This window comes from Candidatus Lernaella stagnicola, assembly GCA_030765525.1.
GTDB classification, from domain to species: Bacteria; Lernaellota; Lernaellaia; order Lernaellales; family Lernaellaceae; genus Lernaella; species Lernaella stagnicola.
Window position 1 is genome coordinate 19,917 of sequence record JAVCCK010000010.1, and the last position, 24,218, is coordinate 44,134.

Annotated in this window: 20 protein-coding genes; 14 read left to right on the forward strand and 6 right to left on the reverse strand. The window is 62.0% G+C overall.

All coding sequences use genetic code 11. The features are described from left to right. Positions 1 to 60: 60 nt before the first annotated feature. The 3 genes from P9L99_04485 to P9L99_04495 all read left to right on the forward strand — a co-directional run bounded on the left by P9L99_04485 (position 61) and on the right by P9L99_04495 (position 6,261). Positions 61 to 2,379 (forward strand): TonB-dependent receptor plug domain-containing protein, encoded by a 2,319-nt coding sequence (locus P9L99_04485; protein MDP8222594.1) that lies wholly within the window; start codon positions 61 to 63, stop codon positions 2,377 to 2,379. 12 nt (positions 2,380 to 2,391) lie between these two features. Then, positions 2,392 to 3,207, forward strand: a complete 816-nt coding sequence (locus P9L99_04490) for a hypothetical protein (GenBank protein MDP8222595.1) — start codon at positions 2,392 to 2,394, stop codon at positions 3,205 to 3,207. Positions 3,208 to 3,336: 129 nt separating this feature from the next. Further along, positions 3,337 to 6,261, forward strand: coding sequence for a hypothetical protein (locus tag P9L99_04495; protein ID MDP8222596.1), 2,925 nt, complete (start codon positions 3,337 to 3,339; stop codon positions 6,259 to 6,261). Between the two features lie 274 nt (positions 6,262 to 6,535). On the opposite strand, the gene P9L99_04500 is transcribed toward P9L99_04495, so the two are convergent. The 3 genes from P9L99_04500 to P9L99_04510 are packed head-to-tail and all read right to left on the reverse strand — an operon-like array spanning position 6,536 to position 8,875. Next, complete coding sequence (locus tag P9L99_04500) at positions 6,536 to 6,658, reverse strand: hypothetical protein (GenBank protein MDP8222597.1); 123 nt, start codon at positions 6,656 to 6,658, stop codon at positions 6,536 to 6,538. A gap of 1 nt (position 6,659) precedes the next feature. Then, positions 6,660 to 7,775, reverse strand: a complete 1,116-nt coding sequence (locus P9L99_04505) for an MBOAT family O-acyltransferase (protein MDP8222598.1) — start codon at positions 7,773 to 7,775, stop codon at positions 6,660 to 6,662. Next, positions 7,772 to 8,875 (reverse strand): hypothetical protein, encoded by a 1,104-nt coding sequence (locus P9L99_04510; protein ID MDP8222599.1) that lies wholly within the window; start codon positions 8,873 to 8,875, stop codon positions 7,772 to 7,774. Before P9L99_04510 ends, P9L99_04505 begins: the two co-directional genes overlap by 4 nt. Before the next feature lie 72 nt (positions 8,876 to 8,947). Here P9L99_04510 and P9L99_04515 point away from each other — a divergent pair, with 72 nt between their 5' ends. The 4 genes from P9L99_04515 to P9L99_04530 all read left to right on the forward strand — a co-directional run bounded on the left by P9L99_04515 (position 8,948) and on the right by P9L99_04530 (position 13,316). Further along, positions 8,948 to 11,704 carry a PKD domain-containing protein gene (locus P9L99_04515; GenBank protein MDP8222600.1) on the forward strand — a complete coding sequence of 919 codons (2,757 nt, stop codon included), beginning with the start codon at positions 8,948 to 8,950 and terminating at the stop codon, positions 11,702 to 11,704. A 14-nt stretch (positions 11,705 to 11,718) separates the two neighbouring features. After that, complete coding sequence (locus P9L99_04520; protein ID MDP8222601.1) at positions 11,719 to 12,057, forward strand: hypothetical protein; 339 nt, start codon at positions 11,719 to 11,721, stop codon at positions 12,055 to 12,057. Positions 12,058 to 12,152: 95 nt separating this feature from the next. Next, positions 12,153 to 12,413 carry a hypothetical protein gene (locus P9L99_04525; protein ID MDP8222602.1) on the forward strand — a complete coding sequence of 87 codons (261 nt, stop codon included), beginning with the start codon at positions 12,153 to 12,155 and terminating at the stop codon, positions 12,411 to 12,413. Positions 12,414 to 12,569: 156 nt separating this feature from the next. Beyond that, a complete protein-coding gene (locus P9L99_04530) occupies positions 12,570 to 13,316 on the forward strand; it encodes a PilZ domain-containing protein (GenBank protein ID MDP8222603.1) in 747 nt (248 codons plus the stop codon). A 21-nt stretch (positions 13,317 to 13,337) separates the two neighbouring features. Here P9L99_04530 and P9L99_04535 read toward each other — a convergent pair whose 3' ends face one another. Further along, on the reverse strand, positions 13,338 to 13,991 hold the full coding sequence (locus P9L99_04535) for an HAD-IA family hydrolase (protein ID MDP8222604.1): 654 nt from the start codon (positions 13,989 to 13,991) through the stop codon (positions 13,338 to 13,340). Between the two features lie 165 nt (positions 13,992 to 14,156). Here P9L99_04535 and P9L99_04540 point away from each other — a divergent pair, with 165 nt between their 5' ends. The 3 genes from P9L99_04540 (at position 14,157) to P9L99_04550 (ending at position 17,576) form a co-directional block, all read left to right on the forward strand. Then, positions 14,157 to 15,545 carry a sigma-54 dependent transcriptional regulator gene (locus tag P9L99_04540; protein MDP8222605.1) on the forward strand — a complete coding sequence of 463 codons (1,389 nt, stop codon included), beginning with the start codon at positions 14,157 to 14,159 and terminating at the stop codon, positions 15,543 to 15,545. Positions 15,546 to 15,562: 17 nt separating this feature from the next. Next, positions 15,563 to 15,886, forward strand: coding sequence for a histidine kinase dimerization/phospho-acceptor domain-containing protein (locus P9L99_04545; GenBank protein ID MDP8222606.1), 324 nt, complete (start codon positions 15,563 to 15,565; stop codon positions 15,884 to 15,886). A gap of 94 nt (positions 15,887 to 15,980) precedes the next feature. Then, on the forward strand, positions 15,981 to 17,576 hold the full coding sequence (locus P9L99_04550; GenBank protein ID MDP8222607.1) for an aryl-sulfate sulfotransferase: 1,596 nt from the start codon (positions 15,981 to 15,983) through the stop codon (positions 17,574 to 17,576). Here P9L99_04550 and P9L99_04555 read toward each other — a convergent pair. Together P9L99_04555 and P9L99_04560 are read right to left on the reverse strand one after the other, a co-directional pair. Beyond that, positions 17,533 to 19,167, reverse strand: a complete 1,635-nt coding sequence (locus tag P9L99_04555; protein MDP8222608.1) for a DUF2723 domain-containing protein — start codon at positions 19,165 to 19,167, stop codon at positions 17,533 to 17,535. The two genes, P9L99_04550 and P9L99_04555, sit on opposite strands and share 44 nt — an antisense overlap. Further along, positions 19,164 to 20,654: a hypothetical protein gene (locus tag P9L99_04560; protein MDP8222609.1), complete on the reverse strand. Its 1,491-nt coding sequence runs from the start codon at positions 20,652 to 20,654 to the stop codon at positions 19,164 to 19,166. Before P9L99_04560 ends, P9L99_04555 begins: the two co-directional genes overlap by 4 nt. A 91-nt stretch (positions 20,655 to 20,745) precedes the next feature. Between P9L99_04560 and P9L99_04565 the strand changes: the two genes are divergently transcribed. Genes P9L99_04565 through P9L99_04580 form a run of 4 tightly spaced genes read left to right on the forward strand, consistent with a single transcriptional unit; the run spans position 20,746 to position 24,153 of the window. After that, positions 20,746 to 21,408, forward strand: coding sequence for a hypothetical protein (locus tag P9L99_04565; GenBank protein MDP8222610.1), 663 nt, complete (start codon positions 20,746 to 20,748; stop codon positions 21,406 to 21,408). Beyond that, on the forward strand, positions 21,398 to 22,051 hold the full coding sequence (locus P9L99_04570) for a hypothetical protein (GenBank protein MDP8222611.1): 654 nt from the start codon (positions 21,398 to 21,400) through the stop codon (positions 22,049 to 22,051). The genes P9L99_04565 and P9L99_04570 overlap by 11 nt, the downstream gene beginning before the upstream one ends. Before the next feature lie 51 nt (positions 22,052 to 22,102). Continuing rightward, entirely contained in the window at positions 22,103 to 23,122 is a 1,020-nt protein-coding gene (locus P9L99_04575; GenBank protein ID MDP8222612.1) for a zinc-binding dehydrogenase, read from the forward strand. Then, positions 23,119 to 24,153 (forward strand): alcohol dehydrogenase catalytic domain-containing protein, encoded by a 1,035-nt coding sequence (locus P9L99_04580; GenBank protein ID MDP8222613.1) that lies wholly within the window; start codon positions 23,119 to 23,121, stop codon positions 24,151 to 24,153. The genes P9L99_04575 and P9L99_04580 overlap by 4 nt, the downstream gene beginning before the upstream one ends. Positions 24,154 to 24,218: the final 65 nt, after the last annotated feature.

Genomic DNA, 24,218 nt, shown 5'->3' on the forward strand with positions numbered 1-24,218 from the left:
TTGCGCAAGACGCGCCTTTGCCCTACCAAAGAATCTCGACCCTGCAAGGGAGGTCCGTTGATGAATCCGGCTCCGCCAATCGCGCCGTTGACAGCCGCGCCCCGACGAACGCTCCGCGCCCTGCTCACTTTCTGCGCCGCGATCCTGGTGACATGCCTTTTCGCATGGCCGCAATTCGCGCGTGCACAAACCGACGCCGCCGTAGGCCGCGTCACCGGTCGCGTGCTCGTTAAAGGTGTGCGCACCCCGCTGGCGTACGCCGAAGTCTTGTTGGTCGATACCTCCCTAACAGCGTTGACCGACGAAGACGGCGCGTTCGCGATCGACGACGTCCCCGCCGGGACTTACACGATTCGCATCACCGAAGACACGATCGAAGAGATCAACGAAGAGATCGAAGTTCGCACCGGCGAGGAAACCGCGCTGGTCTACTACGTGCATCAAATCGGTTACGCCCTCGACGAGATCGTCGTTGTCGCCAAAAAAGAACCCGAAGCCATGGCCCGGCAAGAATTGCAGCGAGAAGAAATCACCGGCGTGCCCGGCGCCAACAACGACGTGATTCGCGTCGTGGAAACATTGCCCGGCGTCGCCTACACGAGCGTCGCCGGCTTCGGCGGCAACGGTTTGGTGATTCGCGGCACGAGCGCCGAAGACAGCCAGTACTACCTCAACGGTTTCGAGATTCCGCAGTTGTTTCACTTCGGCGGTTTCATCTCCATCATCAACGCCGAACTCGTTGAAGACGTCGCCTACTACCCCGGCGCGTACAAAAGCCAATACGGCAACGCCCTGGGCGGCGTGATCGAAGTCACCACGCGCGACCCGCGCCGCGATCGTTTCGGCGGCGTGGTGGATTTGGCGAGCTACTCATCGTTTCTGCTTTTTGAAGGACCGGCGGGAGACAAGTTCGCGTGGGCCGCGTCGGGGCGGCGCAGCCTGATCGATTTCATCCTGCCCGCCGTCGTCCCGGAAGATCAGGCCGAGTTCACGCTCGCGCCGCGTTTCTACGATTTCACCGGCCTGTTCAATTACGCGCCGAACCTGAGCAATGAATTCGAGTTCCTGCTGCTGGGTTCGGACGACGCGATGAACGTGATCGGCGAGGACGACGTGAGCGATCCCTTTTCCGGCAACTCCTTCGACATGCGCATTGCGTGGCAGCGACTCGACGCCCGTTGGAATTTCCTGCCCAACGAACGGTTTACCAATTCGCTCGCCGGCAGCCTGCTGCGCGTCGAGGCCGACTTCGCGTTCGGGCCGGAATTCAGTTGGACCAGCGTCCTCTACCAGCCGCACGTCCGCGACGACGCCTCGCTAAGCCTTGGCAAGTGGAACGAGTTGCGTTTCGGGGCCGAATCACGCGTGTACGCTTACAACTACGAAGCGGAAATCATCCGGCCGCCCAAGGAAGGCGAACCTTCGCTGAACATCACGTCGGAAGATACCATCACCACCAAGACCGACATCACTGCGTGGCAGTACGGCGCCTACGTGGAAGATTTCATGCACCCGGTGCGCTGGCTGCAATTGGTGCCCGGCGCGCGCGCCGAATTGCTGCCGTACATCGAGCAGTACTTTCTCGAGCCGCGCCTGACGATTAACTTCCTGGCCACCGACGCCGCCAAAATCAAACTGGCCGGCGGGCTGTATCACCAGTGGCCTTCGCCGGACGAAGTGGTCGACGATTTCGGCACGCGCGAATTGGAGCCGGAAGTCGCGTACCTCGCCTCGGGCGGCTTCGAATACGATTTCGGCGAAGGAATTCACATCGACACGCAAGGCTACTACAAGTGGCTGGACAACCTGGTCTCGCCCACCGCCGCCGGCGACGCTGAGCCATATGAAAACAGTGGCGAGGGTTTCGTGTACGGCGCCGAACTGATCGCGCGCAAAAAACTGCTCGACCGTTTGATGGGGTGGGTAAGCTACACCTACACGGTGTCCAAACGGAAGGATGATCCCGACGCCGACTGGCGTTACTTCGACGAAGACCAGCGGCACAATTTCATCATTCTGGCCAGCTACATGCTCGGCCAAAACAAGCAGTGGCGTATCGGCGCGAAATGGCAGTACTCGACGGGCCTGCCCTACACCAAGGTTGATACGGCGGTGTACAACGCCGACGCCGATTCCTACCTGCCCATTTATTCCGATCAAATCAACGGCCGGCGGCGCGGCGATTTCCACAAGCTCGACCTGCGCGCCGACAAGTTCTGGTACTTCAACCGCTGGACGCTCGCCGCGTACGTCGACATCCAGAACGTGTACTGGCAGGACCAACCCGTCGGCTATGCCTATAACTTCGATTACACCGAAGAGAAACCCGTCCAGTTCCCGACCTTCATGCCGTCGCTCGGCGTGCAGGCCCGGTTCTAAAGGAGGGTGAGGATGAAACCGCGTATCGTGTCGCTCCTTGTGCTCCTGGCCGTCGCGCTCGCCGCGCCCGGTTGCGATCTCGAATTCGACCCGGCGAGCGAAATCAAAACGCAACGCTTTCTCGGCATCATCGCCGACCCCATCGAAGCCGCGCCCGGCGAACCGATTACCTTCCGCGCCATCGTGGCCAACGGCGACGGCTCGCTCTACGAAGGGCCGATTGCGTGGGCGATCATCGGCGGCGACGCCGCGCGTCTGACCGGCGACACCGAGAACGTGGACATCAACGACTTCTACCTGCAACCCTCGCCGGATCTGCCCTTTGAGTGGATGGTGCCGGAAATTGACGAATTCGAAACCGCCTTCGGTCCGCTGCAAAGCAACGGGCAGATTCTCACCGTCGGCGCTACCGCCTTCAAAAACGGGGACCTGGAAAGCGAACCGGTCTTCGCCTACAAGCTCTTCATCGTTTCCGAGCGGGCCGAAGACGACCGCCTGCGCAACCCTGAACTCCTTGATGTCGAAGTGAAGGCCGCCGGCAACGTGCTCTCACCGAACGAAGAAGGCAGGTTTGTCACCGGCGCCAAGGAAGTGAAGCTCACGGCGCAGGTCGATCAAAAAGACGCCGACCAAACCTTCCACTGGTTCGCCACGACCGACAAGTTCGAACCCGACTTGGAAGACGAACAAACCTTCGACCCCGACGGCACCGGGCGTTTCAGCGTCTATTGCGTGGTGAGGGAAAGCTTCTTTTTCGTGCACGACGACGGCCGCCGCACGCGGGTGACCGGTCAGGATTTCTGGCGCGGCGACATTCGCTTCCAGTAGCCCGCCGCGTTACAGCGCCTCCAACTTTTTCCGGATCACGATAGGCTGGAAGCCCAGCGTGTTCTCCGGCGTCGTCGCGCGGCTGATCTCTTGTCATGCACCACGCCTTGGTTTTATGGTGATCTTCCGATGAGACACTTTTTGCCCGTTGCTTTGCTGTCCTTGGTTGTGGCGCTTGCCGCCGCGGCGGCGGGCCCGTCCGCCGAATTCGTGGTGCTGCGCGGCGCGCGAGGGCCGGTCGCCGTATCCGCGCCTGCCTCGGTCGAAACCGCTCTCGCCCTGCTCGTCGAAGGCTCGCCTCAACACGCGTCGTATTTTCCGCACGGCACGCAAATCGACGGCGTGATCGCCGCGCCCGGTGGTTACACATTGCGCGTCACCTTTCCGCCCGGCGCATTGGACGACAACGCCGACCCGATGATGCATGCCCTTGGCGTGACGATGCACTCACTGGCTCCCGGCAAGCGATGCGAGGTGATGGCCCGCTTCGCCGGGCAATCCTCATACGTGCCGATCGGGCGCCTGCTGCCGCCGCCCGCGCCGGTGCCCGATAAGCCGTACGAAGACGCCGGCAAATTCGTCGGCCCGCCCGGTTTCGGCCAGCCGCAGCCGACCGGCTTTCTCGCCGGGCGAAGTGTCTTTCTGGCGCCGGGGCACGGCTGGTACTGGAGCGACACGCTCGCCCGCTGGACGACCCAACGCGGCAACACCAACGGCCTCGTCGAAGATTTTTCCAACCCCGAACCCGTGCTGCAATATTTGCAGCCGTATCTTTGGAACGCGGGGGCGCTGGTCTACACCGTGCGCGAACGCGACATGAACACGGCGATGGACATCCTCGACAACGACGACCCGCGCGTCGAAACGACCGGTTCGTGGTTCGCATCCACCTCCGTCGGTAACTACTACGGCGACGACTACCTGGCCGCGCCCGTCGCCGCTGTGCCCGACGCCTTCGCCGCCTTTTCCGCCGACATCCCGGCCGACGGCTTCTACCATGTGTACGTGTGGTACACGGCGGCGGAAAACCGCGCCACGGATTGCCACATCACCGTGCAACACGCCGACGGCGATACGCTGATCGTCCAAAATCTGCGTCGCGATGCCTTCACGTGGAAAGACCTCGGCCGTTACTACTTCCGCACCGCCGACCGGCCCGAACGCCGCCGCGTCGTGATCTCGAACGAGGGCGACGATCCCGCAACCTACGTCGTGGCCGATGCCGTGCGCTTTGGCGGCGGCACCCACGAGGGCTCCGGCAAGCCGCGCTGGGAAATGTCCGGCATGTACTACGCGCCCTTCATGGGCTGCCCCGAGTGCGCGACGAATACCGTGACGACCATGCCGCGGCTCACCAAGTGGGAACACGAGGCGGGCTGGGAAGACGGCATCTACTTAAGCTGGCACACCAACGCCCCGAATCCCGGCACCGGCACCAGTAGTTTCGCCTACGCTTCCGGCGGCTGGGACGCGCCCTTCGACGGCGTGCCGGGCAGCCTGGATTTGCGCGCGGCGATTCACGCGGAAATCGTCGGCGACGTTCGCGCCGGGTGGGACGCGGCGTGGGTCGACCGCGGCGAACACACGAACTGGTACGGCGAGATCAACCCCAACTACAATGACGAAACGCCGGGCATCATTTTCGAGGTCGCTTTCCACGACACGCCCGGCGATGCCGAAGATCTCAAAGAACCCGCGTTTCGCAAACTGGTGGCGCGGGCGGTGTACCAGGGTGTCGTGCGGTACTACGCGGCGCGCGACGGTCTCACGCCGCACTTTTTGCCCGAATCGCCCCAAGCGCCCGCACTCCGTTGGCGCGACGGCGAGGCGTTCGTGTCCTGGAATCCATCGCCCTTCGATTTCGGCGGCCTGGCCGGCGACCCGGCCGACTCGTACCGCATCTACGTCAGCCGCACGGGAAAGGGTGTTTCCTTCGGCGTGACCAGCAATGAAACGCAAGCCGCGTTGGCGCTCGATGCGAAAGCCACGGGGGTCGTTCGTTACGGACGCATCACGGCGGTTAACGAGGGCGGCGAAAGTTTCCCGACCCAAACCCTCGCGCTGTCCACCGGCGACGGCCCGCGGGTGTTGATCGTCGACGCCTACGAGCGCCTGGATCGCCACGCGAACGTGCCCGAGGCCTTCGAAAGCGGCACCATCGAGCGCGGCTATCTCGACCGCATGAACAGCTACGATTACGTCATCGCCCACGCGCAGGCGTTGTGGAAAGCGGGTTTCGATTTCGATTCCGCCGACAGTGACGCCCTAGTCGAGGGTTTCGTCGATCTGGCCGAGTATCCGGCGGTGGTGTGGATTTGCGGGGAGGATTCCATTGCCGACATGGCGCTCTCGCCCGCCGAGCAGGATTTGATTGCCGACTACCTGGACGGCGGCGGGGCGCTGTTTATCTCGGGCTCGGAAATCGGTTGGGACCTGTGGGAATACGGGTCGGCGGCCGATCGCTTGTTCTACACCGACTACCTGCGCGCCACGTATGTCGCCGACTCCAGCGGCGTCGGCGTGGTTGATACCACAGGCATCTTCGCGGGCATCGGGCCGTTCGATTTCGATTACCTCGACTATGAAATCTACGCCGCGAACTACCCCGACGCGCTGGCCGCCTTGCCCGGCGGCTCGACAGCGATGGGTTACGTGGGCACCGATTTCGGCGCCGCCGTCACGGCCAACACCGAGACGTTTCGCGTGGTGTACCTGGGTTTTCCTTTTGAGACGATTTACCACCGGGGCGCGCGCGAACTGATCATGACCGCCGCGATGGATTTCCTGGTGCCCGGCGACGATGATGATGACGATGACGACGATGATAACGATGACGACAATGACGATGACAACGATGATAACAATGACGACACGCCGCCGGTTGATGACGACACGACGCCAATCGATGACGACACAACCGCAATCGATGACGACAACAATGACGATCAAGACACATTGGATGACGATGACACTGCGGATGACACCGATGACGAGGACACAACGGCCGCCGACGACGACGATGACGACAACAATCGCGGGGTCTGCGGCTGCTAGGAATTAAAGTATCTTTAGATTAAATATCAATAGGCTGACCACGCCGAAGAGCAAGAAAATTCTCCCGACGAATTTAAAGCCATACTGGTAGAAACGCCCAGCGTTCTCGCCATAACGCACGCCCCACAATTGATTTAGCGACTCCACCACCCACTTGGCCAACGCCTTGCTCAGCAGCAATAAAACTCAAACCGAAAACGATGATCATGATCGAGACGAAAAGGGGTATCTCCAACAAAAACCTCCCGCCCGAACGCCTGCGTAAAGCGCCCGTTTAGAAACCGCGATAAATCACGCTCGCCCCGCCTTGCCCCCACGCGAGCAGCGCCAAAAGCACGGCAAAAATACCGGTGGCGACCAAGAAGCCGAATAGCGCGTCCTGCAACCAGCTTCGCATCTCACCCTCCCCAACCGACGAGCGCCGCGGCAATACGCATCACGCCGGAGGTGTCGACGAAAAAGAACAGCCAACCGAAGGCCACGTAATGAAAGGTGAACAGCACGGCCAGCGTCCGCCGCAGCGGCCGCGGGTTGTCGTTCGGTTTGCCGCGCGCGCGTCGCCACAAGGTAAAGACCACGAGGCCGACGACGTGATAGATGCCGAACAGCGCGAAGCGCGGCGCGAGGCCGTGCCACAAGGCGATCAGCATCATCGTCGCCGACAGGTTCAACAGTTCGCGCGCAAATCCGCGCCGGTTGCCGCCCAGCGGAATGTAAATGTAGTCGCGCAGAAAACCCGTCAGGGTCATGTGCCAGTGCCGCCAGAAATCGCGGATGTTGGTTCGCAAATACGGCCAGTCGAAATTCTCCGGCACGCGGTAACCAAGCAGCCGCGCGAGCCCGATCGCGATATCCGAATAGCCTGCGAAATCGAAGTACAGCCAAAACGCCCCGGCGTACAAAAGCAGCCACGCATCGAGGGTGCGCAGCTCCGGCTGCCCGGCGAAAATCGTGACGAATTCCTGGCACGGCCACGCCAGCACGAGTACTTTCAGCAGACCCGCACCGATGCGCGGCAAGCCCGCGCGCCACCGCGTGGCGGTGCTTTCGTCGAGGCGGCGAAAATCGCCGTAGCGCTTGATCGGCCCGGCCATGACCGTCGGAAAAAACAGCAGGAAGTGAAAAAAATCAGCCAGGCCGCGCGGTTTGATTGTCCCGCGTCGCGCTTCCACGGCGAAGGAAATCGCCGAGAAGGCCAAGTACGACAGGCCCAGCGGCACCAGTGGATTCGCGATAGCTTCCAACGGCGAGGTGCCTGCCGATGCGGCGTAGGCTTTGAACCCGACCAGCAGGCCCACCGCCAACGCAACTGCCGCGCCGGTCCACCCGCGGCGCACCAAAATGTAGACGCCCAATCCTAGAACGCCAATCGGTATCAGCGCGGTCGGCTGCACCAATAAAAACAACTCGATGCCGAAGAAGAACAGCACCCAACGCCGCGCCTTTTCATAACGCATCATCGACGCGGCTAGAACCGCGGCCCCGGCGAAAGCGGCGAACCACCAGCCGATCATGGTCCGGTCTCCGGCGAAGTGAGGTGCCACGCCGCGAGCTTTTCGCCGAACAGGCGATTACCCTCGGCGCACAGGTGATGCGAATCGACGAAAACCTCGCTGCCGACCCAATCGCGACCATCAAGGAAGACGCCGCCGCTTGCTTCTATTCGGCGGCGCACGAAACGAACGTTGTCCGCGTAGCCCGCCGCATCCCACAGCGCGTAACGATCCAGCATGGCCCGATTGACCGGCGCGTTGATCACGATGAACTCGGCGCCGGCGGCCCGCGCCGTCCGGCCAAGCGCGTCGAGCGTGCGCACCGCCTCGCGCTGCGGCCCCATCTTCGGCAGATTGAACGCCGCGCGTACCCGCCTCAGGGCGTCTTCATTCCACGCGGTATCCGACCACCGGCGGGGTGGTCCGATGCCCAAATCCCGCGCGGCGGCGTCGCGCCATCCCACCAACGAAGCGACGTAGAAAAACCGTGCCACGCCGCGATCGGGCGGGGTGCCCCACAGCGATCCGACGAGCCAGCCGCGGTTGCGAATCAGGCTGACGTGTTGGTCCAAGAAGCCCTGCAGGCGTGCTTCCACGCGCTGGGCGGCGGTTTTGTTTTCGGGGATCGCCAAGCCGAGCCGGCCCGCGTAGGCCTTGTTCCACAAGGGCCGCTGCAACGCAACGTAATTGAGCAGCAGAAACACGGTCTGCAATTTCGCGGCGGAAAGGTCCTCCACGACGCGCCGGTTCAAGTCGAGCGACGAGCCGGCGAGCCCGGCGTTGACGACGCGCACCTGGTCGCGCGTGGCCGCCGGCAGCGCCAGGTGGTAGCCATAGGGAATCGTGCCGCGGTCGCCTTCGGTCGCCCCACCCTGCAGCGCCGAATCGCCGACAAACAACACTTTGGGCCGCGTATCGCGCACGAGGTTTGCTTTCAATTCGGGGTAACCGGCCAGGCTGTGGACGAGAAAACGGAAATCCTGTCGCCCCACGCGCTCGCGCAGCGAATGGTCCAGCCACGCCTGCGCCAACGCCAAGAGGGCGACCAAGCTCACGACGGCGAAAATCGCCCGCCGCATAAATCGGGATTCGGATTGATTCACGGCCTCGAATTGTAACACGATTCCGCTTCCGGATTTGACGGGATCGACCCCGCCTTCTAAGCTGGCGTGTCTTGTTTTTGGGAGTAAATGATGAACCGTTTCTTTCTCGGATGTCTTCTGGTCGCGGCCGTGATCGCCGTCGCCGGTCCTGTTTGGGCCGAGCCGGTGAAAACCGTCGCCGAAATTTACGCGCCCGATTTCGCCACGATCGACCGCCTCGCCACGTTCGATGTCGGTTTTGAAGATCACGACCGTCCCGACTGGGTGCGCATCGTGACCTACCGCGACGAGTTGGCCGAGATCGAAAAGGCCGGCTTCGAGGTCGAAATCCTCATCGACGATTTGGACGCCTGGGTGCAGGCGCGCAACGAATCTCTGCGTTCGCGGCCCGCCGAAGCGCCGCCGGTCGACGTCGTGCTGGACCACTATGTCACCCACGCCGAGATGACAACCTTCCTCACGGAACTGGCGTCGGCACACCCGGATATCATGTCCGTGCGCGTGCTCGGCACGAGCGTCGAGGGGCGCGAACTATTCGAAATCAAGATATCCGACAACGTCGGCACCAACGAGCCGGAGCCCGCGGTTCACTTTGAGTACAACATTCACGGTGACGAAATCGCCGCTTACATGTTCGCTTTGTTCACCATCGAATGGCTCGTTACCGACTACGCCACCGATCCGGATGTGCAGGCCCTCGTGGACGGCCGGGAAATTTTCATCGAGCCGTTGACCAACCCGGACGGCAACGCCGACGATCCGGTTTGGGGCCGCAGTCGTTACAATGCCAACGGTGTAGACATGAATCGTAACTTCGGCTTCATGTGGGATCCTTACGAATGGAATTCGGGCCCGGCCCCACACAGCGAGCCGGAAACCCAAGCCTTGACCGGCTCGTGGGCGGGCGCGCAGCCCTACATGGCGGCGCTTTCCGCGCACAGCGGCACGGTGGTTTTCCTTTACCCGTGGGGATATCGCGGCGGTAACCCGGCCGACGGCGCTGAGTTCGCCTACCTGGCCGGCCAGTACATCTACCCGAATTACTGCACCGACCTCAACATGGACACGGCCGGCACGTGCTTCGGTGTGTTGTATCAAGCGGTAGGGGTGTCCAACGACGAGCAATACGGCGCCCATGGCATGTTGGGTTTTACCCCCGAGGTTAGCTACACGAAGGAATGCTCCTTCGCCACCAGCCAGCAGGTGTTCGTCGATCACCAACCCGCGATTCAGTGGTTGATCGAGCAAATGGACGAAGGCCTGCACGGCTTCGTCAAAGACGCGGGCACGAGCGACCCGATCGGCGCGTTGATCGAAGTCGAAGGCAAGTGGATGACGTTCAGCGACTATGAGGTCGGCGATTACCACAAGTACCTGCGGGCGGGAACCTACGACGTGCGGGTCTCGGCCAACGGTTATGAACCGCAAACCGCGACGATCACCATTACCGACGGCACGCCCTCCCAACGTGACTTCCTGTTGACTGCCGCCGCCGAACCCGAGACCTTTGCCTGGCGGTGGTTGATCAGTGACATGCCGAATTATTACGAATCGACCCACACGGCCAGTGATGCCTTCGGCCCGCCGGACAGCGACTACATCTCCATCGGCTTCGGCGGCGAGGTCGTGCTCGACCTGGGCCCCGACGGCATCAGCGACAGCGCCGGCACCGACCTGATGGTCTACGAAGCGGGTAGCGACGGCGACGAATCTTTCACCCTGGCGGGTTGCATCGACTCGCCGCACGGACCGTGGACCGCGCTCGGTCCGGGCTCCGGCACGACGGCCTTCGACCTTAACGGCACGGGCTTGGCAACGGTGCGCTACGTGAAGATCACCGACGCCGCCGAGTTCGCCGACGGCGCAAAAGCCAGCGACGACGGCTACGATCTCGACGCCATCGGTTCACCCGCTTTCGTCGCTTCGTTCACGGCCACGCCCACGACCGGCGAGCCGCCGTTGACGGTAACTTTCGGCGATCGCTCCACCGGCACCCCCACCGTATGGGAGTGGGATTTCGGCGACGGCGAATCGTCCACGGTGCAAAATCCGGTGCATGAGTACGACGAAATCGGCACCTATGACGTAACGTTGACCGTCACCGGAGCCGAAGGCACGCGCACGTTGACGAAGATGAATTACATCGAAGTCACCTACGCGCCGCCGGTCGCTTCGTTCACGGCCGCGCCGACTGTTGGTCAAGTGCCGTTGACCGTGAACTTCACCAACAGTTCCACCGGCACGATCGCCGAATACGCCTGGACATTCGGGGATGGCGGCACGTCCGCCGAAGAAAACCCGAGCCACGTTTATGAGGCACCCGGACGCTACTCGGTCGAATTGACCATCACCGGTCCGGGCGGGGAAGATTCCCAGTACCGCTGGCGGCTCGTACGGACCACATGCGGCCCGCCGGTCGCCGACTTCGAGGCCGACGTAACAACCGGCCCGACCCCGCTCGACGTGCAGTTCGGCAACCTCACGCAAGCCGCCGACGCCTGCCCCGCCACGTACGCCTGGCAGTTCGGCGATGGCGCCACGTCCACCGAGGAGGAGCCCGCGCATTCATACACGACGCCGGGCAGCTATACGGTGACGCTCACCGCGACCAGCGAAGGCGGCAACGACACCGAGGCCAAAAACGCTTACATCGTGGTGACCGAGCCGGGCGATGATGACGACGATGACGACACCACCCCCGGCGATGACGACACCACGCCCGCCGATGACGACGATGACGACGACAATGACGACAACGATGACGACAACGGCGATGATGACGACGACACCGGGCCCGTCGAAGGTGACGATGATGACGACGACAACGATAGCGGCTGTGGTTGCTGAGAAGGAGAACTCACATGCGCTACGCCGTCTTGTGTAGTGTTTTGTTGCTGATGGCGGTCGTCGCGCTCGTGGCGGCCTGTGCGGACGACGATGACGACGACGTGGTCGCCGATGACGATAGCGATGACAACACGCCCGACGAAGCCGACGCGACCTGCGTTGCGGCCTACGAGCAGATTTATCTTACGTGCGGGATGAGCTTCCCCGACCACACGATGGAAGAGATGATCGACGGCAACTGTTACGGAAGCCTCGACCCGATTTTCGGTGTCGACGGCCTGATCATCCAGTGCTATCAGGCGGATCCGACCTGCGAGGCGCTCATCGCCTGCGTGGCGTCGCTGTTTGACTGACGCCTCCCTCGGCCGATCGGGAGTGTTTACCGGGTGTGTCGGCGTGGCGATCGCCGCTCCGCAAACGGCGCAAACCGGGAAAAAGCGAGGGGACCATGGAAAAGAAGGCGCGCACGGCGTCACCGGACGACGCCGCTCGACTATCTCGAGATTTGGAAACCGCGCTGCAGACCGCCCATTCGGTTGCTCACGATCTCAATTCGCTGTTGGCGGTGATCGAGGGATACGCCGAGATGACGCGAGACGATGTGCCGTCCGATTCGCCTGCCGGGCCGCACATTGAACAAGTGTTGCGCGCCGTTAAGCGGGCCAAAAGCCTGGTGGCTAAGCTTCAGAAAACAGACCAAGACCTGTAGAAAACTGCGGCGAGATGAAAATATTATTATACCTTTTCGATAGGTTGGTCCTCGCCACGCCGTCGAATCACTGAAAAAGACCCTTGTTTCAACTTGCATAAAAATGGTATTTTTTATACATTACCGATGCATCTTTTGGTGGACGACGCAGGTATTATGAATACATCTTTGAAGAAAGAAATTCGCGGCGAGAAATATCGCCAAGTGTTGGCGTTGGCTTGTCGGCAGAAATCGCGTTTGCGCCTCGCGACAATCGAAGACAGTTTTCCCTATTACAGCCACATCTTGGAAACCCGCGAATCCCTCATTCTGATCGACCGTCTCGAACCGCCGCTTTCGAATGAAAACTTGCTCGTCGACATCCCGATCAGCATCGTTTTTCCGCTTACTTCGCGCGGTTACTTTGTCGGGGAGTCGGTTTTCGCGGGCGCCCGCAACGAGCCCGGCTCGCCGGTTCGGTATGCCATCACCCGGCCTTCACATTTGATGTATGTCACCGAACGCCGGGTCAAACGCGTCATTCCGCCCAAGAAGCTACCGGTCGTATGCCTATCGATTGCCGGGCGTAAAACCGCCGGGCTCATCGTGGTGCGCGATCTAAGCACCGAGGGCATTTGTCTATTGTTTCCCCAACAGGAAAACATAAAAGAAGGCGAACTGCTGCGAGATATCAAACTGAAATTGCGCGGCAGCAGCTATTTCCACGGCGACGCCATCGTGCGGCACTCGTTTGCGATGCGGGACGGCGGTTTCGCGCTGGGCATGATGTGGGTGCCGCTTTCCAAGGCCCAGTTTCAGATGATTCGCAGTTACCTGGATTTGGCCGACAAATATCAACTGCCTGAACCGGAGGCGCGGTCGAGCGAATCCCTCGCCTTGGATTTCCGTGAAGACAAAACATAGTTCCACGCCCGACGCTTTCGATCAGGTCACCCGAAAAAAATCCGCCACTTCGACGAAGTCGTCGATGATTCGCGTGGCGCCCACCGCCTTGAGATCCGCGACGGTGTCGATGCCGTAGCTTACCGCCACCGCGACGCCGCCGGCAGCCGAGGCAGCCCGCACGTCCATGGTTGTATCCCCCACGATCAGCGCCGCTTCCGGCGGCACTTCCAGAGCCAGACAAGCGCGGCGGATCACCGTGGGGTCGGGTTTGGCGGGGAAGTTGTCGGTGCCCTGAATGTGGTCGAACCATTCGGCCAGGTCCAACACTTGGCAAACACGGCGCGCCATGAAGGTCATTTTGGTGGTGGCCACGGCGGTGCGCACGCCTCCCCGGCGCAGGCGCGTCAAGGTCTCACGCACGCCGGGAAACACGACCGTGTAGTCGGCGCAATGACGAAAAAAGATGTCCTTGTACGTCGCCACGGCCCGAGCCAGCGCGGCCTCGTCGCTACCGGGGGCCAATTGCCGCATCATGCTGATCAACGGACGGCCGATGAGTGCCGCGGCGTCGCGTTCGGTTGCCGCCACGCCCAATTCAACCTGCATGGCGCGTACGAGGGCCGCAGCGATGTCGCGACGCGAGTCGATCAACGTCATATCCAGGTCACAGATCAGTGCTTGTAGGCCGGCCATTGCGTATTTATCCTTTCGCGGTAACATGCCGAATCTACAGGTGAGCCGCAAGTTGTCGTCTTCGATTTTCTTCACGACTACCAAATGATCTTCCACGCGGTTTCTGTGGTACGGCCGCGAAGGCAAATATGTGATGGGGCTGCGGCACCCCACTCAGGCGGGTGGATGGACAGGACAGGCGACATACTCATCGCGGAAGACGACCGCTCCCTGCGGCGATTGATCAGCTACACTCTCGAGCGGTTGGGGTACAGCGTCACCGGCGTGGACAACGGCGCTCTGGCCGCCGACGCGATGAAAGATCGCCCCTTCGACGTGGTGCTCACCGACGTGCGCATGCCGGAAATGGACGGCATCGAGTTGCTGCGCTTCATCAAGGAATTCGACCCGGCCATCGACGTGCTCGTGCTCACCGGTCATTCCTCGATCACCGACGCTGTCGAAGCCATCAAGCTCGGCGCGTACGACTACCTCGAGAAACCCGTGCACGCGGAAAAGCTCGCCGCCGTCATCGACCGCATATTCGAACGCAAATCGTTACGCCAAAAGGCCGACGCGCTCGAACGCCGGGAACGACGCGACTTCGAATATTTCGGCATGCTCGGCCGCAGCGCCGCGATGAACCGACTCTTTCAAAACATCGGCCGCATCGCTCGCTACAACAACCCGGTGCTGATCAGCGGTGAATCCGGAACGGGCAAGGAATTGGTGGCCGTGGCGCTGCATCACGCAGGCCCGCGCGCCGACCGTCCCTTCGTGGCTTTCAACGGCGCGGGCATCGTGGACAGCCTTTTCGAAAGCCAACTATTCGGCCACCAGCGCGGCGCTTTCACCGGCGCGGTGCGGGACCAAACCGGTCTCATGGAGCAAGCCGACGGCGGCACGTTATTCATCGATGAAGTGGGGGAAATTTCCTCGCCCAACCAAGCCAAGCTGTTACGCGCCTTGGAAACGATGGAGGTTCGGCCGGTCGGGGCCGGCCGCGCGAAGCGTGTCGACATCCGCATCGTGGCGGCGACGAACAAGGACCTAAAACGCGCCATGGAGGAGGGACGCTTCCGCGAAGACCTTTACTACCGTCTACGCGGTTTCACGCTGAACCTTGTGCCGCTCCGCGAGCGACCGGACGACATCGAACTGCTCGCCGATTTCTTCCTGCGGGAAGCGCGTCGCGAAAACAACCTCCAAGTGGAGGGCTTCGCGCCAAAGACCCGTGAATTTTTCGACCGATACCCGTGGCCGGGCAATGTCCGCGAATTGCGCCACGTTGTCGCGACCGCCGCCGCGTTGACCAACGACTCGCTGATCTCTATGAACGACCTGCCGTCGGATATGGTTTCGCGCACTGTCGAAAGCGGTGATGACAGGGCGCCGTCGCCCCTGGACGCGGCGCCGCTCGCCCACAACGCCCAGCCTCCGGCGCTCGAGGAAATGACCCGGCGACATGTGAGGCTCGTGATGGAATTCGCTCACGAAAACAAAAGCGAAGCGGCGCGCATTCTGGGCGTATCGCGCCACGTTCTGTACCGCATGCTGAAAAAGTATTCCCTCTGATCGATGAGGTTGAATCCATGCATACGCTCTTAGAAAAACAGCTCGCCCAATTGCGGATTGCCGCCCAAACACCCCCCGATGCGGAGCAATGGGCCGCGTTGCTCAACGAAATCAGTCGCGCCTACGAGGCGCTGTTGGGCGAAAACCCCCAGCCGCCCGCCGAAGGGTCCGCCGAGCACCTGCGGCACGAACTGAAAACCCCGCTCGCGTCGGTGCGCGGTTTCGCGGACGTCATTCTCAACGATACGGATCTCGACGACGCCACGCGTCGTGAATTCCTGCAGTTGATCGTCAAGGAAACCGACCGCGTGATTACCCTCGTCGATCGCCACATCCGCTAGTTTCCGCCCATCAAAAATTTCATGAAATTCGCGACACGGGTCGCATCGGGCCGCCCGCCGACTTATAATATTTGGCTCAACATGGAGAATGGTGATGCACCAACGATGTCTCATCACGTTGTTGCTCGTCGCGACATTGATTGTCGGCGCATGTTCCGACGCCCAAGACGGCAACCATCTAAATGGTACCACCTTTGGCGATGCGGTCGATGATCATGACAGCGACGATGGCAACAACGACAACAACCTTGACGGCGACACGACGATCGACGACCAGTATGCCCTCCCGGCCGCCACTTGCGCCGTGGAAGTGCAACCGGCTTCCGATCTCAACCCCCTGTATCGGGAATTGAAGATCTCGTGCCCGGGTGACGTGGCCGTCACAGGCTTCGTCACCGCGGGGGGCGAACCCGGCCGTGGCTGGTCCACACCTCGCCGCAGCGAAGCGGCGCGCGAACACCGCCTTCGTTTCTACGGCCTGCTCGGCAACAAGACGTTCCAATACGCTCTTTTCGACGCCGATAGCGGCGACGCAGTTGCGCGGGGCGAATTCACCGTGCCGCCACTGCCGCTATGGATGCCGTGGCTCAACGTCAGCCAATTTGACCCGCGTACGCGCCGAGGCTTGTGGTTCGCCGCCACGATCACTTCGCCCCGCGTCAGCGAACTGGGCGTTTATTTCTTGCGGGCGGTGGCCGTCTTCGACCGTCGCGGTCGCGTTCGCTTCTTCCACGAGGTCGAACACGCACTCGGCGAAGTTTACGAGCCCTTGCAAGGCGTCATTCCGTTCAGCAACGGCGAGATGGTCGTTTCCGACGTACACGATTTGCTGGCCATTCGGCCCGACGGCACCGAATACATCATGTTCGACCTTGAGGTGCTCGACGGCGCATTTCAGGAGGCGCATCACCAATCGTTCGTGGCCGACTGGGATGCCGAAGTCGCCGTCGTTCTGTTCGACGAACTCGGGCCCGGCCTGCTGTGCGATCTCGACACTCCCACTGAAAAAGCGCTTGGCGACGGAATTGCGGTCATCAACCGCAACGGCAACGAACTGTGGCGGTGGTCTGTGTTCGACCATCAGCAAGCGGTCGCGCCCTATCAGATGAATCAATGCATGTGTCGCTCTTCCCACTACGGGAAAGACGTCATCGACTGGACTCACGGCAATGCCGTCTGGCCGATCCCGGAGGAAGACGCGATTTTGCTATCGCTCCGCAACGCCATGCAAATCGTCAAGATCGACGTCAGCACCGGGAACGTGATGTGGCAAATGGGGCCGGGCCTCGACTTCACCTGGATTGGCGAAGACGAGGACGAAGACGTCTGGTTCCGGCTGCAACACGGTCCCATCCGCCTGCCCAACGGCAACCTGTTGTTGTTTGATAACGGCAACGGCCGCTACGGCATGGATTGCCGCCTCGGGTCCTGGAGCCGGGCGCTGGAGCTAGAGGTCGACGAAGACGCTATGACCGTCGAGCCCGTCTGGGAGCATCGGGTCCCCTTCTCGCAGGCGATGGGCAACGTCGAGCGCCTGCCGACCGGCGAAACATTCATCTACAACGGCTGGATGGGCGACGCTGTTGAAGTAACGCCGGATCACGACGAGATTTGGGCCGCGAAATTTCCGCGGATGGTGAAGGCCTTCACGTTGCGCTACATGAAGAGCAACTGGAGCTACGAACTCTAAGCGCCGCGACGGGCGCAACGGACTGGCGGCGGGTCATGATCAGCGCTTTGGCCCCCGTTGTAGGGTCGGCCTTGTACAGCGACAAGTCACTGCCCACCCCCTTGCCGACCCGCTCGAAATCCGCCTGCGACGACCATGGATGGAAGGGGTTGAGTACAAGGTACACTTCATGGCTCGATTCGTGTTCGGCGATGACACTGCGCAGGTAGTCAGCGTCGGTAGAATCCAGGAAACCCAACCAGATCGTGTGACCCACGTTTTCGCTTTGCTGAAAATATCGCAACACCGAATACGACGCCGCGTCGCACAACAACACCGAATTGCGGGGCACCTCGTCGAACACCCGCCGCGCGAACTCGTAGGCCGCGCGATCGCCGCGCCGGCTCGGATTGAACAGCATGCGATAGTACGCCTCGGCGTTTGCCCGCTTGGCCGGTAGTACGTTGGTGTCGGCCAAGATGCGCGGCGTCACGGCATAAGTGAGAATCGGCGTGGCCGCGAGGACGACCAACATCACCGGCACGGCCCAGCGCCGGAAGGGCTTTTCACGAGCCTGCAATCGGCGCAACCACGCGTCGGCCCCCTGCGCCACCCAAACGACGAACACCGCGTAGACCGGCAGGAAGAAAACCCATTGATCCTCGACGTTGTAATCCAGTCCAAACGCCATGTTTACCGCGGCCAAGGAAACAAACAACCACGTCTCGGGCGTGCGTCGCCGCCAGGCCGACACGAAGCCCGCCGCCCCGAAGATCAACGCCGCGCCGACGAAGTTGTAGACAAAAAACAACGCGAACAGCAGCGCGCTCTTGCCGAATTTGGTCGGCGAAACGTCCTGCATCACGGTGCGCCAATTGGGGATTCCGGAAAAAAAGTACGCGTTGAAAAACTCGCCCACCGTGTGGCCGCTCCAGAGGTAGTACGCCGCCCACGACGCGAGCGGCAGCAGGCCGACAAGAAATACCCCGAAGCTCCGCCGCCGCACTCCCGGGGTCAACTCGGCGCGCCGCAGCCACACGTACAAACCCAGCGGCGCCAGAGCGAGCCACATCAAACGATGATGCCCCATACCCAAACCGAGCAAAAACGCCGCGCCGTACAGTGACTGCGGGCGTTCGCGCGACCAGCGCACGACCGCCGCCAGCATACCGAACAACAACAGGGCGAACAGCGTGTACACTTCGGTGATGACGCTTACGTACCACACCGTGTGGGCCACCGTGTATGCCACGCAACCGGCCAGCGCCGCCGGTGCCGATATGCGCAAGCGCGTCAGCAGCTCGAACAACCAGTACACCGCCAGGCAACCGAACGCCGCCGTCAGGGCGTTGAGCCCCCAAGCAGCGTTGACCGGCGAAAGCGCCAGCGTCAACAAGCGCGCCATGAAGATATACAGTGGGTACTGCCGGGCGTCCGGCGACCACTGAAACGCCTCCAAGGCGCGTACCTGCAACTGAGCGCTGTCGAGCCAGAAAGTCGTGGGCGCCAGCGACCAGGAATACAACACCAACGCAAACGCGACCGCCGACCACTGCCACCGGCGCACCCGCTGTATCTGAAAAGGATCTTGCATGTACGCTTCGTCGTTCATGGTCCCACGCCTTCGCGCCGACGATAGAGTTTGAACGCGCCGGCTTCCCGTACCGGCTCGTAACGATCCATCCCTGCATTAGGCGGCGGCACGCCGCGCACGAGCAACCATTCGATATCGGTGTAGCGGCCGTCGTAATTCAGCTCTTCAAGAAAATCCACGTATGCGGGCAACAGCTTTGCGTCACCGCGACGTCTCACCGCGCCGAAGCGGTAATCAACCACGCGGCTCAACGCCAACCCGCGGCGCCATACGGTGAAGTAGCTGGGGAAGTGGTTGTATACCGGGCGTCCTCGATAACGCGCGTCGGTGATAAAGCCCGCCAGGCGCCCCGCATCGGCCGCCGGAAAAAACTCCGGACCGAAATCCGCATTTTCGCGGTCGAAGGCCACGTGATAGTGGGCCCATAACGCGGCGTGTGCCGCAGCCAGCACAACCAATACGGCAACCAGGCTGCGCGGCGCGCGAGAGGCAAAACAACGAGCCGCCGCCAGCAGCAGCGCCAGCAACAGAAACACCGAGAACCGCTGGAAGATCGCCCAGTGTCCCGGCATATACGCAGGCAGCAGAAAAAAGCAAAACGCCGCGAAACCCAGAAATGCCGTCAGGGGCGCACCGAGCGCCGCCACGAGTCGCCGCCGAACCCGAAACATCCCGACAGCCGCCGGCGCCACAATGCCCAGCGCGAACAGCGCCGCGACGATGTATCCCGCAGGCCGGGGGAAGAGCCGGTAATTGTCGAACACCAAGAACCCGAGCCGCTTTTCCGCCGTCCGCCAAAACGGACCGGTGTAGTAATCCGCCAGCGATTGCCCCATTGACGGACCGGGCGCCGTGGGTTGGCCCAGCCACCAAAACGCCAACAACAGCCCCGCGGGGACGACCGCCAACGCCGGGCCCAGCCAAGCGCGAGGCCGACGCGGGTCGCGCAGCAACGTGGCCAGCGCGAAATATCCCAGCGCGAACAGCAGGGCGATCACGTGTACGTAAAAGAGCCACACCAACAGCGCCGCGGCGACGGTTAAGCGGCTGGGGCGCAATCGCTCCTCCTCCGCCGTCACCACGAAAAACAACAACACGAGAGGTACCGCGAGCGTAAAGCCCACGAAACCCCAGGTGACGTTGAAGTTGTACAGCAGCAGGAATCCGCCGATCGCCAGCCAACGGTTGCCGCCGAGCCGCCGAATCGCCGCCAACACGCTCAGGGGCAGCAACAAGGCGTAGAGAATATAGTACCAACGGGCGGCGGCGCTCACGTCTGTGAAACAGGATAGACGGCAAAAATTCCAAAAGTAGCTGTTGGCCTTGCCGCGCAGGTCGACGACGACGGCCTCGGCCAGGGGCGATTGGTCCGCGTGCCGCACGGCGGTGGCGATGGCCAAATGGTTGGGCAGGTCGGTATAGGGAAGCAGGCGGCGTGATCCGATCAAACTCGCGTGGAATACGAGTAAGGTGATGAAAATCAGCCAAAACAGGCGTTTGTTCATGCTTCTCCGGAATGGGCCGTTGTTTGACCCTTTATAGCTTTTCACATAGGGTGAGCCAAGCGTTAGCAATCCCTTTTTACGGTGTGCCTTCATGACCAACACGGAACGTCGCCTCCTAGGCCGCGCCTTGTTCGCCACCAATCTCCTGCTGTTGGTCGCCGGCCTGGCCTCGCAAGTCGTCAAGTACGTGTTCCATCACGATTACGCCCACGGCCTCATCCCGCTCTTTGACCTCAACGCCGAGGCAAACCTGCCGACCTGGTACTCGTCGATGCTGCTGTTCGCCGCCGCGCTGGTCGCCGGTCGCTACGCGGCCCGTATCGGCACGCCGCGCCGCCGCCAATGGGCGATGCTCTCGGCAGTGTTGCTCGCTTTTTCCGTCGAGGAAATCGCCTCGTTGCACGAACAGGGCTCGGAAGCGATGCAAGCGGCGTTGGGATTGTCCGGCGTCTTTTTCTACGCCTGGGTCATCCCCGGGATGGCAGTGGTCGCCTTGCTGGCGGTCGTGTTTTTCACTTTCTTCCGCGACATGGAACCCAAACTGCGCCGCGGATTGATTTTGGGTTCGCTGGTGTTTTTCGGCGGCGCACTCGGCTTGGAAATGGTCGGCGGCGCGCTGGAATCGGCAGCCGGCACGCGCGAAACGCTCACCTATGCGATCTGGGCCGCGGCGGAGGAAAGCTGCGAAATGTTCGGGTCGACGATTTGGCTGCTGACATTGCTCGGTGGAGAAAAGAACAACGATGTCGACTGATTGTGCCGATCGATCCTTGGGCGCCTGGGCCGCGTTTGCCTTGATCACCCTGTACACCGCGCTGATGATCGGCGCGGCGCTCGCCTTACCGGCGGAGAAGGTCCGCTACTTTTTCACCGACATCAACGGCCCCGCGCACCTGTCGCATTGGGTATTCTACGGCATCAACACGACCCTCGCCGTGTTCCTTGAATGGACGACCGCGCTGCTGTTTGCCGTTCGCCTGTTCATGCTCGGCGACGATGACGACACGCGCCGCGCCACGCGTTTCTTTCTCGGCCAAATCGTGCTCTTCGCCTTTCTCGGCGCCGACGACCGCTTCCTGATCCACGAACGGCTCGAGGAGCTGTACGGCATCGACGACTTCCTCACCCTCGGAGCCTTGGGGGCCGTCGAACTGCTGCTGCTGGCCACGTGGGGACGCGAGCAATGGCGACCGCGCCCGGCCCGCAACAGCCTGGTGGCCGCGGGCGGTTTCTTCGCGGTGATGCTGCTGGTCGACAAATTCGGCCCCGACGCCTCGTCGCTACGCTTGGCGATCGAAGACCTGTGCAAGCTTTGGTCGGCCTTCTTCCTGGCCCGCTTCGCTTGGCTGGTTTGCCGCTCGACGCTTTCACACCGTCGTTCGAACGCGCAAACTTGACGCTCTCGCCCGCATCGCCGAAGATGGCGCAACAATATTGGGGGAACCTCCTTGCGTGCCGCTATCCTGGAAGAAATCGGGCGCATCTCGGTGCTCGACAAGCCGAATCCGCAACCTTCGCCGGGCGGCGTCGTCGTTGAAGTGCGCGCCGCGTTAACGTGCGGCACCGACGTGAAGGCTTTCCAGCGCGGTCATCCGAAAATTCCGCTGCCTTCCCCCATGGGCCACGAATACAGCGGCGTGATCGCGGCATGCGGCGACCAGGTGCGCAACTTCCAGGTCGGTGACGCCGTCATGGGCGTACACTCCGCACCCTGCGGCCGGTGTTTCTATTGCGGCAAGGGATTGTTCAATCTGTGCGAAACCATCATGGACACAAAGGTGATGGGCGCGTTCGCCGAGCGCCTGGCGCTGCCTGAGGCGATCGTACGTCAAAACCTCTTCCCGATGCCCGCGGGCCTGTCGCACGAAAGCGCCGCGTTTCTCGAACCGCTGGCCTGTGTCATGCACGGCATGCATGTGAGCCGCGCCGCGGAAACAACCGACGTGGTCATCTTTGGCGCCGGACCCATCGGCCTGCTGTTCCTGCTGGCGCTTCGGCGACACGGCTGCCGCGTGGTGGTCGTCGAACCACAGCCCGGACGCCGCGAAACCGCGCTACGGCTGGGCGCTGAGGCGGCCCTACCCGCCGATGAACACACGCGCGAGGCCGTGATGGAATGCACCGGCGGCCACGGCGTTGATCTGGCCGTGGAATGCACGGGCCGCACCGACGTGTGGGCTGCATCGGTTGATTACGTCCGGCGCGGCGGCGCGGTGTTGCTTTTTGGCGGCACGCCGCCGGATACCCAGGTGTGTTTTGACACCGCGCGCTTACACTACGATCAGATCTCGGTCCTCGGCTGTTTTCACTTCCGGCCCGCCGACGTGCGCGCCGCCGCCGATTTGCTTGCCACCGGCGAACTCGACCCCAGCCCGCTGATCTCCGGCGAAACCGATTTGGACGGACTGCCCGACATCATGGGTCGCCTTGCGGCCGGCGACGGCATCAAGTATGTGGTGCGGCCATGAGTGAAATGCGCGCCGCCGTCGTTCACACCTTCGACGATGTTCGCGTCGAGAGCGTGCCCCGGCCCACCGCGCCGCCGGGCGGCCTGTTGGTCCACACCCACGCCTGCGGCATCTGCTCCGGCGACGTCATGCCCTGGTATATCGAACGCAAAGCGCCGCTGGTGCTCGGTCACGAAATGGCCGGCACCGTTGTCGAAGTGGGTGAAGGCGCGCCCTTTGCCGTCGGCGACCGCGTGTTCGCCCACCATCACGCGCCTTGCATGGAGTGCGCCTACTGCAATCGCGGCCACTACGTGCAGTGCGCCACGTGGAAGGAGCCCGCGGTGGACCCCGGCGGTTGCGCGGAATACTTCGCGGTCACCGCCAACGGCACGGAAAACGATACCTTGCTCGTACCGCCGTCGTTGTCGCTGGAGCATGCCTGTTTGATCGAACCTCTGGCGTGCGCCGTCAAGGCGTTGCGGCGCGTGCCGCCGATCGCGCGGGGGGGGGTTGTGGCCATCTTGGGGTTGGGCGCCATGGGGATTATTCTCACCGCCCTGGCCAAATACTTCGGCGCTTGGCAGGTAATCGGGATCGACCGCATTCCCTACCGTCTGAATTTGGCGGCGGACATCGGCGCGGACCATCTCATCGATTTTTCACGGCAGGACGTCGTGGCCACGGTGCGGCAGATCACCAGCGGCATGGGCGCCGACTTGGTCATCGTCGGCCCGCCAAGCGTGGAGGCGATGCGTACCGGCCTTGAGTGCGCCGGCAAAGCCGCCACGGTGCTTTTTTTCTCCCCGGCCGAGCCGGACCAAACCTTCGCCTACGACCCCAATCGCCCCTATTTCGACGAAATCTCCTTCGTGACCTCCTATTCCTGCGGTCCGCCGGATACCCGCGAGGCCCTTTCCTTACTGGCAGATGGCGTGCTACGCGTCGACAAGATCATTACCCACCGTTTTCCCCTCGACCAAGCGCCCACGGCTTATCGCTTGACCGCAAGCGGCGGCGAGTCTTCCAAGGTGCTGGTTACCCTCGAATAGGCTCATTCGTTTGACATCGCTCACGGCGCCACCTATGTTTTGAGCCCGCGGATTTTGATGGTTTT